At 66.9% G+C, this 14,021-nt stretch carries 14 protein-coding genes and 1 pseudogene; 8 read left to right on the top strand and 7 right to left on the bottom strand.

Features of this window, described 5'->3' with window-relative positions; genetic code table 11:
- Positions 1-4: 4 nt before the first annotated feature.
- Entirely contained in the window at positions 5-1,372 is a 1,368-nt protein-coding gene (gene selA, locus Q8T13_22125) for an L-seryl-tRNA(Sec) selenium transferase (GenBank protein ID MDP3720469.1), read from the bottom strand.
- 136 nt (positions 1,373-1,508) lie between these two features.
- Between selA and Q8T13_22130 the strand changes: the two genes are divergently transcribed.
- Positions 1,509-1,916, top strand: coding sequence for a hypothetical protein (locus Q8T13_22130; protein MDP3720470.1), 408 nt, complete (start codon positions 1,509-1,511; stop codon positions 1,914-1,916).
- Positions 1,917-1,925: 9 nt separating this feature from the next.
- Positions 1,926-2,528, top strand: a complete 603-nt coding sequence (locus tag Q8T13_22135) for an MXAN_5187 C-terminal domain-containing protein (GenBank protein MDP3720471.1) — start codon at positions 1,926-1,928, stop codon at positions 2,526-2,528.
- 59 nt (positions 2,529-2,587) lie between these two features.
- On the opposite strand, the gene Q8T13_22140 is transcribed toward Q8T13_22135, so the two are convergent.
- A complete protein-coding gene (locus tag Q8T13_22140; GenBank protein MDP3720472.1) occupies positions 2,588-2,794 on the bottom strand; it encodes a cold-shock protein in 207 nt (68 codons plus the stop codon).
- A gap of 230 nt (positions 2,795-3,024) precedes the next feature.
- Here Q8T13_22140 and purH point away from each other — a divergent pair, with 230 nt between their 5' ends.
- The 4 genes and pseudogenes from purH (at position 3,025) to Q8T13_22160 (ending at position 8,158) form a co-directional block, all read left to right on the top strand.
- On the top strand, positions 3,025-4,638 hold the full coding sequence (gene purH / locus Q8T13_22145) for a bifunctional phosphoribosylaminoimidazolecarboxamide formyltransferase/IMP cyclohydrolase (GenBank protein ID MDP3720473.1): 1,614 nt from the start codon (positions 3,025-3,027) through the stop codon (positions 4,636-4,638).
- A 515-nt stretch (positions 4,639-5,153) separates the two neighbouring features.
- Positions 5,154-5,379, top strand: a pseudogene (locus Q8T13_22150) (DUF2200 family protein).
- Between the two features lie 12 nt (positions 5,380-5,391).
- Entirely contained in the window at positions 5,392-6,285 is an 894-nt protein-coding gene (gene rlmF / locus Q8T13_22155) for a 23S rRNA (adenine(1618)-N(6))-methyltransferase RlmF (GenBank protein MDP3720474.1), read from the top strand.
- Positions 6,286-6,301: 16 nt separating this feature from the next.
- Positions 6,302-8,158, top strand: a complete 1,857-nt coding sequence (locus Q8T13_22160) for a DUF885 domain-containing protein (protein MDP3720475.1) — start codon at positions 6,302-6,304, stop codon at positions 8,156-8,158.
- 3 nt (positions 8,159-8,161) lie between these two features.
- Here the strand turns inward: Q8T13_22160 and Q8T13_22165 are convergent, their stop codons facing one another.
- A complete protein-coding gene (locus Q8T13_22165; protein ID MDP3720476.1) occupies positions 8,162-8,908 on the bottom strand; it encodes a hypothetical protein in 747 nt (248 codons plus the stop codon).
- A gap of 123 nt (positions 8,909-9,031) precedes the next feature.
- Between Q8T13_22165 and Q8T13_22170 the strand changes: the two genes are divergently transcribed.
- Together Q8T13_22170 and Q8T13_22175 are read left to right on the top strand one after the other, a co-directional pair.
- Positions 9,032-9,769 carry a hypothetical protein gene (locus Q8T13_22170; GenBank protein MDP3720477.1) on the top strand — a complete coding sequence of 246 codons (738 nt, stop codon included), beginning with the start codon at positions 9,032-9,034 and terminating at the stop codon, positions 9,767-9,769.
- Positions 9,770-9,776: 7 nt separating this feature from the next.
- Positions 9,777-10,439 (top strand): nitroreductase family protein, encoded by a 663-nt coding sequence (locus Q8T13_22175; GenBank protein ID MDP3720478.1) that lies wholly within the window; start codon positions 9,777-9,779, stop codon positions 10,437-10,439.
- A gap of 64 nt (positions 10,440-10,503) precedes the next feature.
- On the opposite strand, the gene rfaE1 is transcribed toward Q8T13_22175, so the two are convergent.
- The 4 genes from rfaE1 to Q8T13_22195 are packed head-to-tail and all read right to left on the bottom strand — an operon-like array spanning position 10,504 to position 13,914.
- The gene (gene rfaE1, locus Q8T13_22180) at positions 10,504-11,505 is read right to left on the bottom strand and encodes a D-glycero-beta-D-manno-heptose-7-phosphate kinase (protein ID MDP3720479.1); all 1,002 of its coding nucleotides are present in this window, start codon (positions 11,503-11,505) and stop codon (positions 10,504-10,506) included.
- Positions 11,502-12,683 (bottom strand): O-antigen ligase family protein, encoded by a 1,182-nt coding sequence (locus tag Q8T13_22185; protein MDP3720480.1) that lies wholly within the window; start codon positions 12,681-12,683, stop codon positions 11,502-11,504. Before Q8T13_22185 ends, rfaE1 begins: the two co-directional genes overlap by 4 nt.
- Positions 12,680-13,708 (bottom strand): glycosyltransferase family 9 protein, encoded by a 1,029-nt coding sequence (locus Q8T13_22190; protein ID MDP3720481.1) that lies wholly within the window; start codon positions 13,706-13,708, stop codon positions 12,680-12,682. The genes Q8T13_22185 and Q8T13_22190 overlap by 4 nt, the downstream gene beginning before the upstream one ends.
- Positions 13,709-13,743: 35 nt before the next feature.
- A complete protein-coding gene (locus Q8T13_22195) occupies positions 13,744-13,914 on the bottom strand; it encodes a Trm112 family protein (GenBank protein ID MDP3720482.1) in 171 nt (56 codons plus the stop codon).
- Positions 13,915-14,021 lie beyond the last annotated feature (107 nt).

Below are 14,021 nucleotides of genomic sequence, written 5' to 3' on the forward strand. Positions count from 1 at the left end.
GGCTTTAGCCGGACCTGGCTCCAAGCAACGTCGCCAGCATCTCGTCCTGTGCCGGCAGCACGGTCCGCAAGTCGAGCACGACGCGATCGTTTTCAATCCTTGCAATGACCGGTGGCTCGAGCGTGCGCAGCCAGGCCTCGGTCGCGGCCGCGGATTCGCCGGCGCGGCCGATCGACAACAGCACGGTCGGCAGTTCCAGCCCCGGCGCGCTGCCGCCGCCGACCGCTGACGCGCCGCAGATCGTCGCGACCTGCCAGCCCGTCGTGGCCAGCCGTTCGGCCAGTGCCTGCGCGCGCGATTCGATGGATTCGGCCGAGGCGTGCAGCATCTGCTGCACCGGGATGGCGCTGGCCGCCCGACCGGCGACGTACTCCGCGAGCGTCGCCTCGAGGAGCGCGAACGTGATCTTGTCGGCGCGCAGCGCCCGCATCAACGGATGCGTCCGCAGGCGATCGACCAGCGCGCGCGAGCCGGCGATGATCCCGCACTGGGGTCCGCCGAGCAGCTTGTCGCCACTAAAACACACCAGGTCCACGCCGGCGGCAATCGATGCCTGCACCGACGGCTCGCCGGCGAGATCCTCGACCAGGCAGCCGCTACCGATGTCTTCGACCACCGGCACGCCCATGGCACGGCCGGCCTGCACGAGGTCGGCCAGCGCCGGACGCTCGGTGAAGCCTTCGATCCGGAAGTTCGACGGATGCACGCGCAGGAACATGGCGGTGGCCGGCGTCACTGTCGCTGTGTAGTCGTTGACCCGCGTGCGGTTGGTGGTGCCCACCTCGCGCAGCGTGGCGCCCGACTGGCGCATCACGTCCGGGACGCGGAACCCGCCGCCAATCTCCACCAGCTCGCCGCGCGAAATCACCACCTCGCGGCCATTGGCCAGGCCGCTCAGGATCAGCAGCGTCGCCGCGGCGTTGTTGTTGACGACGATGGCGGCTTCGGCGCCGGTGAGGGTGGTGAGCAGCGACTCGGCGTGGACCGTGCGCGAGCCGCGCGTCCCGGCCGCCAGGTCGTATTCAAGGTTCGAGTAGCCCGCGGCGATGGCCGCGGCGCGTTGCAGGGCGGCGGGCGCCAGCGGCGCACGGCCCAGGTTGGTGTGAATCACGACCCCGGTCGCGTTGATGACCGGCCGCAGCGACCCGCGCGCAGATGCTGCCAGCGACTCGCGCGCGTCGTGTTCAATGAGCGCGCCGGCGGCCGCGCTGTCGGCGGGTTCGTTGCCGGCGGCAATTACGTTGCGCAGTCGACCTGCCCCCGCACGCAAGGCCTGCACGGTCGCCTCGGCGCCGAACGTCACCTCGAGGGCGCGAACCCCCTCGCGTTGCCGCAATGCTTCAATCGCCGGAATCAATCGAAAATCGGCCACCCCAAGAAGCATAGCCGCACCGTGGCACTTTGGCACTTTGGCACTTTGGCACCCTGGTACCCTGGCACCTTAGGCACCCTTGGCACCTTAGGCACCCTTGGCACCCTAGGCACCTTAGAGTACGATCCGTAAGCCCATGACGCAGCAAACGCATCGTCCGGCCGAGAAGTTCTGGCCGTACGTCGAGAAGCCGGAAGAGCCGACGGCCGAGGAACTGGCCGCCCTCGATCCCGATCTCCACGCGACGCTGTTTGGCCCCCGCGACCTGCCGTTTTCGGTGACCCTGGTGTTTCCGCCGTTCGAGGGACCGGGTTATGACACCGCCGTGGACAAGGCCAGGGCGTCGGCCGAGTATCGCGAGACCGGCGAGGGCGCCAATCGCCGCCACCGGGCGCGGTTCTTTCCGGGCGATGCGTTGCGCCTGAGGGACCTGTTCGAAATCGTTGGCCCGGTGCCTGGGTGCGAGGTGCTGATCGACGATCGGCTCATTCCGTACTCTCGGGAGCTGTGGCTGCCGATGATTTGGCTCCTTCTGCTCGACTAGGCCAGGGCTGTGGCGTCTCCCAAAAGCGATTTCGAGAAGGAGATGCAGCACCTCGAGGCCGAGATTCGGCGCCTCGAGGCGGAATACAACATGTTCTTCGCCGGCCGGTTGCCGCGGCTGCCGTGGGAGACGCGCACCCGCGTCGAGGCGCTGGTCAAGAAACACGACCGCTCCTTCATCCGCAACACCGCCGACCGGTTCCGCTTCGAGTCGCTGCAGAACAAGTACGCCAAGTTCTGCGAGCTGTGGGAGCGGCAGATCAACCAGATGGAGGGCGGGCGGCCCAAGCGGGGCGGCGGGGCGAAGCCTCCGCCTTCACCGCCACGCACTGTCCCCAAGGCCGAGCAGGCACCGGCGGGTGATCCCGATCGGGTGGTGCGGTTCTCGAGCAGCGGCGCAGACGATGACCGGGTGAAGGAGCTGTTCCAGACGCTCTCGGAGATGAAGCAGGCGGCCGGCGAGGCGGCGGTGCCAATGGACCGGGTGGCCGCGCTCGTCAAGGCGCAGGTCGCGAAGTACGCGGCCGACGGCAGCGAGGTGGCGTTCCGGGTGGGCGTGAAGGACGGAAAAGTGTCGCTGACGGTGAAGCCGGTGCGGACGGGGGAGGACTGACGGTCTTACGGGGAAACGATGCCGGGAGGGAGCCCGGCATCGTTTCGGTCAAGCTATAACTACGCGGCGCGGGTTACGTTGCCGGCCTGGGGACCCTTCGGTCCGTCGACGATTTCGAACTCGACCGGCTGTCCCTCTTCGAGCGAGCGGAAGCCGGCGCCCTGAATCGCCGAGTAGTGCACGAACACATCGGAGCCGCCTTCGCGCTCGATGAAACCGTAACCCTTGGCGTTATTGAACCACTTGACCTTGCCTGTAATACGCATCGTTCTGTTCCTGTCTTGCAGGTGGCTCAGGCCACCGTAGTGATCGACCCTCAGTCCCAACCAAAGGATGAGCTTGAGGGCAACAAAAAAGGCCGCAACTTGCGGCCTTCTGGTCCGCACAAATGGACTGCGGGGATGATACCGGGCCGTTACATTTGGTGTCAATTGGCAAAACGACGTGCCGTGGGATGAGTGTTCGTGTTTTCTTCGACTGGATGGGGTGAGGGTCAATGCGCCGTGCGATTCTGAGTGTTTCTGACAAGGCTGGCCTGGTGCCGTTCGGGCGGGCGCTGGCCGAACGTGGCTTTGAATTGGTGTCGACCGGCGGCACCGCCAAGGCGCTGGCCGACGCGGCCCTGCCGGTGGTCAACGTGAGCGACGTGACGGGCTTTCCCGAGATGATGGACGGCCGCGTCAAGACCCTGCACCCCAAGATCCACGGCGGCATCCTGGCCCGCCGGCACTATCCCGAGGACCTGGCCCTGGCTGCCGAGCACGGCATCGGCATGGTCGACCTGGTGGTGGTGAACCTGTACCCGTTCGTCGAGACGGCCGCCAAGCCGGGCATTCATTTCGATGACCTGATCGAGCAGATCGATATTGGCGGCCCCAGCCTGGTCCGCGCCGCGGCCAAGAACTTCCGCGATGTCCTGATCGTCGTTTCGCCTACCGATTACGACGAGGTGATTGCCGAACTCGACCGTGACGGCGGGCCGTCGGTGGAGTTCCGCTTCGACCTGGCCCGCCGCGCCTTCGCGCACACCGGCAGCTACGATACGGCGATTGCCGGAACACTGGCGGAGGTCAGCGTGGACGGGGCCGTCTTTTCAAGACCCCAGGACCTCAAGACCCCACGAGCTGACAGTCCCTTCGCCCCCGACGGACTCTCGGTCCACGCGCACAAGCTGCGCGATCTCCGCTACGGCGAGAACCCCCATCAGCCGGCCGCGTGGTACGCGATCGAGCCCGAGTCGGGTCTCGGCGCGCCCACGATTCTCCAGGGCAAAGAACTGTCGTTTACCAACCTGCTGGACCTCGATGCGGCCGCGCGGATCGTGCTCGAGTTCAGCGAGCCGGCCGCCGCGGTGATCAAGCACACCAACCCGTGTGGTGTGGCGACCGGCGCGACCATCGCCGAGGCCTACGTCCGCGCGCGCGAGGCGGATGCGTTGGCGGCGTTCGGTGGCATCATCGGGCTTAACCGTCCGATCGACGCCGACACCGCGACGGCCATCGTCTCGACCTTCATCGAAGCCGTAGTCGCGCCCGCGGTCGATGAGGCGGCGCGGCCGATCCTGGCCAAGAAGGCGAACCTGCGCGTGCTCGAGGCCGACTTCGGCGCGCTTGGCGGCAGCGAGTATCGCTCCATTCTTGGCGCCCTGCTCGTGCAGCAGCGCGATCAAGTCGTCGAAGCGCACATGGCGTGGCCCGCTGAGGGCCTGAAGGTCGTCACCAGGCGCCAGCCGACGGCGGAGGAGTGGCAGGCGCTGCGCTTCGCCTGGCGCGTCATGGCACACGTGAAGTCGAACACGGTGATCTTCACTGACGCGCATCGCACCCTCGCGATCGGCGCCGGCCAGATGAGCCGCGTGGACGCCGTCAAGGTGGCGACCATGAAGGCCGCGGGATGGAAGTCGGACGCGGTCGCGATGATCCTCAAGGGATCAGTGGCGGCCTCCGATGCCTTCTTCCCGTTCCGCGATGGGCTTGACGCCGTGGCCGCGGCAGGCGCGACCGCCGTCGTGCAGCCCGGTGGTTCCGTGAAGGACGCCGAAGTGATCGCCGCAGCGGACGAACACGGCCTGGCCATGGTGTTCACCGGGCGGAGGCACTTCCGTCACTAGTGACGGAGCCGGTTTCGATGGCTAGATATTGGTGGCAATGCAGTTCATGCGGCGACCGCCCCGCGTGGTTGACGGTCTGTCATTCACGCAGCATCGCCGCCTTCATCTGGGACGAGTTGGCGCCAAGCGGCTGGGATCAGCGCCTTCTGCGCCGCCGGTGCAAATGCAAACGTCACTCGCTACGGATCACCTACCGGTTTCGACGCGGAGATCCGGAAAGAGTCGGTATCAAACACATCGTTGGGCTTGCCCCGGATGGCGACTATCTCCCCATGCTCTGGGACACCTTCAGGCACTCCAGTCCTCGGACGCACTGGATCGACCTCAAGTACCAAAAAGGCCGGAGCCCGTGGGGCCTCACCAAGAGGCTGGTCCTGGAGAAGGCGAGACTGGCGCGCCTGCTGCGAGCGTATGAACAGGCGACCGGTACGATATTCATTCGTCGGAAGACCCGAGTCTGAGGTCGAAATCGGAGTTCGAGAGTGAGCCCTCTACGGAGGTGACGAGGTAGCCTGATGGAGAAGCACCGGATCTACGGGATGTCCTTCGCGAGCGTGTATCCCCATTACCTCCAGAAGGCGGAGAAGAAGGGGCGCACCAAGCAGGAGGTGGACGAGGTCATCTGCTGGCTGACGCATCCAGGAGATCGACGACCCGCTGATGCGCAACGTGCGGTACATGGACCAGCTGGTCGATGAACTGGCCAAGGGCAGGCCGATGGAGAAGATTCTGCGCGGGTAGGGCACGGAGGCGATGAGCAGGCCGTCGGTCAAAGAACAGCTGCATCCCCGAAACCGATTCCGCACCGGCTACGACTTCCCGCGCCTGATCGCCGGCAGTCCTCGCCTGGCGGCATTCGTCGCCCCGAACGCCTACGGCGATGCGTCCATCGACTATGCCAATCCGGCGGCGGTGAAGGCCCTCAACCAGGCGCTGCTAAAGGACGCGTACGGAATCAACGAGTGGGACCTGCCGCCAGGGTACCTGTGTCCGCCGATCCCGGGGCGCAGTGACTACCTTCACCATCTCGCCGATCTGCCGGGTGTTGGAGAGGACCGTGTTCGCGTCCTCGACATCGGAATGGGTGCCAACTGCATTTACCCGCTCATCGGCGCGAGTGAGTACGGCTGGCATTTCGTCGGCTCCGAGATTGATCCGGTGGCGCTGCGGTGGGCTGAGAAACTGGTAGCGGCCAATCCGGCGGTGTCGCATCTGATCGAGTGCCGTCTGCAGAAGTTGCCGCTGGCGTGCTTCGAGGGCGTCACCACGAAGGGCGAAACCTTTGCTCTGTCCATGTGCAATCCGCCGTTTCATGTCTCAGCCGAGGCGGCGGCCGAGGGCAACCGTCGCAAGCGGCGCAACCTCGGTCACGGGAGGACGACGGCGCCGGTGCTCAATTTCGGCGGCCAGGCCGGCGAGCTCTGGTGCGACGGTGGCGAGTTGGGGTTCATCCACCGCCTGATCGCCGAAAGTGCCGGTCAGCCGCGGCTGTGCCGGTGGTTCACGACCCTCGTCTCGAAACGCGCCCACTTGCCGCGCTTGTTCGGCGCGCTTGAACGGGTGAAGGCGCTGGACGTGAATACGCTCGAAATGGCGCACGGTCAGAAAACCAGTAGCATCCTGGCGTGGACGTTCACACGCTCGTAAACGGTAGAATCAGCCGATGGAGCCGAAGATGTCGTTGATGAATCGCCGTGAAGCCCTGGCGGCTCTTGCCGCCACTGCCTCCTTGCCGCTCCTGCCCGGTTGCAGCAGCACACCGGCGTCGCCACCGGCCGCGGCGAACCCCGAAGCCGACGCGCTCGCGCTGCTCGATCAGATCGGCGAGAACTACCTGCGGTTCGCGCCCGAAGGCGCAACCACCCTCGGGATCGACACCGGCGCTCGGGTGGCACTACGCTCCCAGCTTGCCGACCGGTCGGCCGATGGCCAGAAGAAGATCGCGGCCCAGGTGCGGCAGGATCTCGAGCGCGCCACTGCGTTCGACACCTCGCGCCTCACGCACGCCACCCGCACCAGTGTCGAGGTCGTGCGCAGCGCGTATGGGCTTGCGGCCGAGGGCTTCGCGCTGCCGTACGGCGACATCACGGTGGGCAGCTGGCGCAACACGCCGTATGTGGTGATCCAGAATGTCGGCGCCTATCTCGACCTCCCGCGATTCCTCGACAGCGATCACCCGGTCAACGACGCAGCCGACGCCGAGGCGTATCTCGCGCGCCTGCAGTCGTACGCGAAGCAGCTCGACGGCGAACGCGGGCGCATCCAGGCGGCGCGCGGCCAGGGCCTGGTACCCCCGGCGTTTCTGATCGACAAGGCGTTGTCGCAGATGCGGCTGTCGGCGACGAGCGCGCGCGACGGCGGCTCGCTGGTTGAGTCGCTCGCCCGGCGCACGAAGGCCATTCCCGGGAACTGGGCTGAGCGCGCGAAGACCATCGCCGCGCAGGAGATCGCGCCGGCGCTCGATCGGCAGATCGCCGAACTCGACGCCCAACGCGCCCTTGCCAAGGACGATGCCGGAATGTGGGCGCGGCCGAATGGCGACGAATTCTACCGGTGGGCGCTGAAGGCCTCGACCACCACCAGCATGACGCCGGACGAAATGCACGCCATGGGGCAGAGCGAGCTGGCGCAGCTGCATGCCCGGATGGAGACGATCCTCAAGGGTGCCGGCTACACCAAGGGCACGGTCGGCGATCGCATGAACGCACTGGCCAAGGACCCGCGGTACCAATTCGCCGACGGCGACCAGGGCCGTGCCGAGATCATGGCGTTCATCGAGGAGCGCGTCGCGTGGATCCGGGCGCAACTGCCGCGCGCCTTCAATACGCTGGTCAATCCGAACATGGAGGTGAAGCGCCTGCCTCCGGAAGAAGAGCCGGGTGCGCCCACCGCGTACGGGGGCGCCGGGTCGATTGACGGCAAGATTCCCGGCAAATACTGGATCAACCTGAAAACGCCGGCACTGCACAGCAGGTACAGCCTGGCCGACCTGACGTTCCATGAATCGATTCCGGGACACATCCTGCAGGGCGAGTACACGCGCCAGTCGCCGCTGATCCGCCAGTTGCTGGCTTTCAATGCCTACTCGGAAGGCTGGGCGCTCTATGCGCAGCAGCTCGCCGACGAGCTCGGTGCCTATGCCAGCGATCCGATCGGGCAACTCGGCTACCTGCAGGCCCTGGCGTTCCGGGCGTGCCGGCTGGTGGTCGATACCGGCATTCACGCCAAGCGCTGGACGCGCGAGCAAGGCGTGCGGTTTTTCGTCGAGGTCAACGGCTCCAATGAGATGGAAGTGGCCAGCGAGGTCGATCGCTACTGCTCGTGGCCCGGGCAGGCCTGCGGCTACAAGGTGGGACACAGCGAGATCAACCGCCAGCGCGAGCGCGCCACGGCGGCCATGGGGCCGAAATACGACGTCAAGGCCTTCAACGACACCCTGGTGCTCGGCGGCAACGTGCCGCTTGACGTGCTGAAGAAAAACGTGGACCAGTACATCGGGACGACCAAGGCGAGCGCGTAACGGTCAGGGCGGCGGCCGCATCGCGTCCAGGCGATTGGTCGCGGCCATGATGTCTCGCTTCAGTTGCCTGACCGTCTCGCGCACTAGGTCCTTGCCCTTGCGGGCGGCGTCATCCACGGTGGTCTTCAACTTGCCCAGGGGCGACTCCAGCATGGCGGCGAGGTCGGCGTCGAGCGCCGCCAGTTGCTCCTCGAGTTGCGCGGCACGGCGGACCAGCCTCAGGCGCATGGCCTCGGGGTCGCTGCCTTCCACCGCCTCGGGGCTCTTCTCCCATGCCTGCAGGATCGAGCGCAGCAGTTCTTCGTCGCCCAGCGCATAGGCGCGGTTGGCTTCGATCATGAGCGTGTGACGCCGATCCCTGGTGGCTTCGTCACGGGAGAGATCGGGATGAATGGTCCGCGCCACATCGCGAAACAGTTTGCGCACGGCGTCAGACGTGAAGCGGGGCAGGGGCTCGGGCCTGTCGGCGGCGGGTGCCGCGCCCGGTTGTTGTGGGTCGCCCGCGCGGCTCGCGGCGTTCTTCGCGAGCTCGCCGAGTTCGGCTTCAGTAATCTCGAGCTCGAGCTGTTCCAGCTGCTCGTGCAGTGAGCCAACCTGTTGACGGTAGGTCACCTTGAACGTGTTGAGCGCGGCCTTCACCCGCAGGACTTCAGCGCTTTGTTGCGCCAGCCGGCCGTCGAGTTCGGCCACGCGCGCGCCGAGGTGTTCCAGGTCGTCGCCGTCACGCTCGGCCGGCACCAGCGAGGTCACGCAAGAATGATATCGGATAGCGGGGATGCACTTGCAGCCGGCGGAGCGGTCAGGTGATACTCAGGCGCCGCGGCGGTCGCGGCGTTACACTACGGGCATTCACAGACACCGGGGTTTGCAAATATGATCCCACACGCCGCGAACGAACACCTCGACCGACAGCTTTTCGACCGGCGCCTCTTTCGGGCCGCTGCCATCGTGTTCTCCTTGGTCGTGCTCGCCGGGTTTGCGCGCACGTACTACGTCAAGGGTCTGTTCGATGTGCCGCCGCTCCCCTCGATCCTGCACGTGCACGGCGTGCTCATGACCGCCTGGGTCGCGCTGTTCGCGACGCAGGTCTGGTTGATCTCGTCCAAACGGATCAGGCTGCACCAGCGACTGGGCTACGCCGGCATCGGGCTCGGCGCCCTCATCGTGATCGTGGGATTCGCCACGGCCTTGCGAGCCGCCAAATACGGGTTCAATGCAGCGCCGCCTGGCATCCCACCGCTGTCGTTCCTGGCCGTCCCCCTGTTCGACCTGCTGATGTTCGTGATCTTCTTTGGCGGCGCGATCTACTACCGGAAGAAACCGGCTGAACACAAGCGGCTGATGCTGTTGACGGCGGTCAACTTTCTGCCGCCGGCGATTGCCCGCATCCCCGTCGCGTCGCTGTTGGCACTCGGGCCGCTGTGGTTTTTCGGGCTGCCCGCCGTGCTGACGCTGCTGTGCCTGGGACTAGATGCGAAACGCCACGGTCGGGTGAACCGGGTGTTCCTGACCGGGACGGTTCTGCTGATTGGCTCGTACGTGGTCCGGCTCGTGGTCATGACGACCGGCGCGTGGATGAGCTTCGCGGCATGGCTCGTCGGCTTCGTCTGAGCGTGGCATGGCACCATTCGTAGCGCTGACTGGCTACCAGCAGTTCGATCCCGAAACGATGACCGAGCGGGCGGCGTCCTTCTACGACGAGGTGAAGCGGCGCCGGACCGTTCGCGACTTCTCGGATCGCGCCGTGCCGCGCGCGGTGATCGAGCACTGCATTCGCGCGGCCGGCACGGCGCCGAACGGCGCCAACCTGCAGCCGTGGCACTTCGTGGCGGTGAGCGATCCCGCGATCAAGCGGAAGATTCGGGAGGGAGCGGAAGAAGAAGAGCGCGCGTTCTACAGCGGCAAGGCGCCGCAGGAGTGGCTGGATGCGCTCGCGCCACTCGGCACCGACGAGCACAAGCCGTTTCTTGAAACGGCTCCATGGCTGATCGTGATCTTCGGCGAGAGCTACGGCGAGCTGCCCGACGGCCGCAAGGTGAAGCACTACTACACCCAGGAGTCGGTTGGCATCGCCACGGGCATCCTGATCACGGCGGTGCATCATGCCGGCCTCGTGTCGCTGACCCACACGCCCAGTCCGATGGGGTTCCTGAACGAGATCCTGGATCGTCCGGCACGCGAGCGCGCGTTCTTGATCTTGGTGGTCGGGTATCCTGCGGAAGGGGCCACGGTGCCCGACATCACCAAGAAAAGTTTGGCCGAGATCGCGACGTTCAAGTGACCGGTCAGGGAACCTCAACCGGCAAGAGCTTGGCCGAGCTGCTCGACGAGTTCGACGCGCTTCCTTAACCGGGGAAACGCAGTTTGAGCTCGTCGGGCGTTACGATCGACGCGCCGAACTTGCCGACGACGATGCTGGCGGCTTCGTTGGCAATGCGGGCGGCCTCGGCCAGGTTGGCGCCCGCGGCAATGGCCAGCGCGAGCATCGCGATCACCGTGTCGCCGGCGCCGGTCACGTCGGCCACTTCCCGTGCCGACGCGGGCAGGTAACCATCGACGCCAGCGTGGCTCAGCCACATCCCGTGCTCGCCGCGGGTAATCAGCACGTTCTCCACGCCCAGCCGCTTGCGCAGCGCCTCCGCCGCCCGCCGCGCATCATCGTGCGACTCAATTCGCATGTTCGTGGCGCTTTCGGCCTCGACGTGATTGGGCGTCACCAGCGACGCGCCGGCGTAGTACTCGAGGTGCGGCACCTTCGGATCGACGATCACCGGGATGCCGGCAGCATGACCGTAGGCCGACACGTGCGCCATGGACCGGCGGGTGACCACGCCCTTCTGGTAATCCGAGACCAGGATCACCTGGGCCGACTTGGCGCGCAGGTCGAGTTGAGCCGTCAGGGCGTCTTCAACGGCCAAACCGACTTCGTGATTCGATTCGTAGTCGACGCGCGCGACCTGCTGGTTGCGGGTCGTGACGACGCGCATCTTGGTGGTGGTCGTGCGCTCGGGGTCGGTGATCAGGCCGGTGGCGTGGATGCCCCTGGCCGCCAGTTCGTTCTTCAGTTGCCCGCCGGCCTCATCGGCGCCGACGACGCCAATCAGATCGACGGCGGCGCCCATCCCGCGCAGGTTGTGTGCGACATTCGCGGCCCCGCCGAGCCGCCACTCTTCGTGGTCGAAGACCACCACCGGCACCGGCGCTTCGGGCGAAATGCGGCTGACCCGGCCGATGACGAAACGATCGAGCATGACGTCGCCGACCACGGTAATGCGCCGCGAGGCGAAGCGGTCGATCAGCTCGTGGGCGCGGGCGGAGCCGATTTCTGGCAGCAGCGACGCGCTCATGTCGGCAGGCCCCCGTCGCGGTTGGCGGCGAACGGCAGCGTGATCACGACGAGCAGCAGCATCAGGAACTCGGAGTCGCCGAAGTTGTACTCGGTCAGCCCGGCCGCGAGCATCGCGGCCATGGCGCCGAGCCCGGCGCCAGCCAGCACCTTGTGACGCGAACGTCGCAGCAGCTTGTAGAGGCCCAGGCAGGCCGAGCCGACAAACCAGAGCCACGCGCCAAGGGCCGGCAGGCCGCGCTCGGCGGCGATCTGCATGGGCACGTTGTGCAGGTGCGGATTGGTCGGCTTCACCGCGTCGGGCACGCGGTAGTAGGGATAGATGCGCTCAATCTGGTCTGGCCCGACGCCGGTCAGCGGGTAGTCCTTGACGATCGCGACACCGGCCTGCAGCATGGCGACGCGGTCGCGGCTGGTCAGGTCGTTGCGGTCGAAGATCGAATAAACCCGGTCGGTCAGCGCCTGCGGGGCCAGCAGGATGCCGCCGAAGACGACGATCGGGATGAGCGCGAGCAGCCGGAAGTCCTTGGCGAGGAACAGCACGGCGACGCCGACCGCGACGCCGACCCACGCGCCGCGGGTCAGCGTGAGGCTGAGCGCCACGAGCAGCGCCGGCATGATAAAGGCCGCCCACATGCGTCCCGAGGTGCCGTGCAGCAACCGCGCAGTGGCGGCACAGATCACCAGCATCAAGGTGCCGGAGTAGGTCATCCAGTGCGACAGCGTGCCCTGCGGCCGGCGGCCCAGGCCGTCGAAGTTGAGGACGCCGTACTGGACGATGCCGACGAAGGCGCTGGCGGCACCGACGGTGAGGATGATGCTTAGCACCGAGTTGGCGCGGGCGCCGCGGGCCAGGTCGTAGGTCACCGGCACCAACATCAGCAACACCAGCTGCTTGCAGTCGGTGAAGCTGACCTCGGGATCGAGCGAGAAGCCGGCTGAGGCCAGCGTCAGCGCCGCGTAGGTCACGAGGGGCCAGAAGAACGAGGGTGCCTGGAGCCGCTCGCTGCGCGAGATGTGCGAGATGAGCCACGTCAGCACGGCGACTGTCAGCAGGATCTGCGCCGCGGCGATCGACAGCTGCATGGTCGCGACAATCCCGATTAGCGCGAACAACCCAATCTGTTCGAGTCGGTCGCGCGGGGGCATGCCGGCGGTGAATGAAAGCGTAGTGATCACGGGTGTGTTGCGAGCAGCGTCCGCGCTGCGTCCAGCACCATGGTAGGCGAAATCCCGGTCAGGCAGCGAAAGTCGCCGGGCACGCAGTGCCGTTGATGACAGGGCCGGCAGGGGAGCGGGCCCGCGTCCACCGCGATGCTGCCGGCCGCCGGACCGCGCCACGGCATCGACCGCTCGGGCAGTGTCGGCCCGAACAGCGCCACCACCGGCGTGGCCGTGGTGGCGGCGATATGCATCGGCCCGCTGTCGCCGCCGATATAGAGGACGGCGCGGCCGACCAGGGCGCGCAACTCCGACAGGTCGAACTCGCCCGTGCGGACGATGCTGGCCGCCGCCGGCCCGGCGAGCGACCGGGCGTCGGCCGCGACCGTCTCGGCCGCCGCCGCTTCCGAGGGGCCGGACGTGATGATGATGCGCCGCGCCGGGTCGGCGATGGCCAGTTGCGCCGCGACCGCGGCAAACGACGCAGTCGGCCAGCGCCGGAACGGGTTGCCGGCGCTGACGTGCAGCACGACGATGGGGGCGGTCTCGGCCACGCCGGCGGTAGCCAGGCGGCCGGCCACGCGCGCGGCCGCCGCCGCATCGATGGGCATGACCACCGGGTTGGCCGCCGCGTCGGGCGGAGCGATGCCGAGCGGCGCGACGAGGTCCCACTGGTTGAGCACCGAATGGCGCGGCGGCACCAGCGACCGCGACCACGGCACGCGCGTCGTGTAACTCCACTGCCGGCCGGGCAGTGCGTACCCAATCCGCTGCGGCGCGCCGGTGGCCCAGGTCAGCCACCCGCTGCGCGGACCACCGTGAAAATCGATCACCACGTCAAACCGCTCGGCGCGGAGGCGCCGCGCGAGCTGGAGGTCGTAGCGCAAGCGGGCCAGACCGCGCGGCCGTTCGAGCACCAGTACCGTATCCAGATCTGGATGGTGGCGCACGACGGGCTCGGCCGGCGCTTCAACGAGGTAGGTGAGGTGAGCGGACGGAAACCGGCGGCGCACGGCGCCAATCGCGGGCGTGGTGAAGACCACGTCCCCGATCAGGCGCAGCCGGATCAGGAGGACCTTCAGGGCTCGACCGTCGCCTCGTCGATCAGCATCACCGGGATGTCGTCTTTGATGGGATAGACGCGGTGACACGAACCGCACTTGAGCGCGGTCCCGTCCTTGACGAGCGTGACCGGGGTCTTGCAGGCCGGGCACGCGAGAATTTCAAGCAGTTCGGCATCGACGGGCATGGGGGAATCTTAACACTGTGGTTCGCACGGCGGTTCAATCACGGGGGTTCAATCACGGGGGTTCAATCACGGGGGTTCAATCACGGGGGTTCAATCACGGGGGTTCA

The sequence above is a fragment of the Acidobacteriota bacterium genome, from assembly GCA_030697165.1.
GTDB lineage: Bacteria > Acidobacteriota > Vicinamibacteria > Vicinamibacterales > UBA2999 > 12-FULL-67-14b.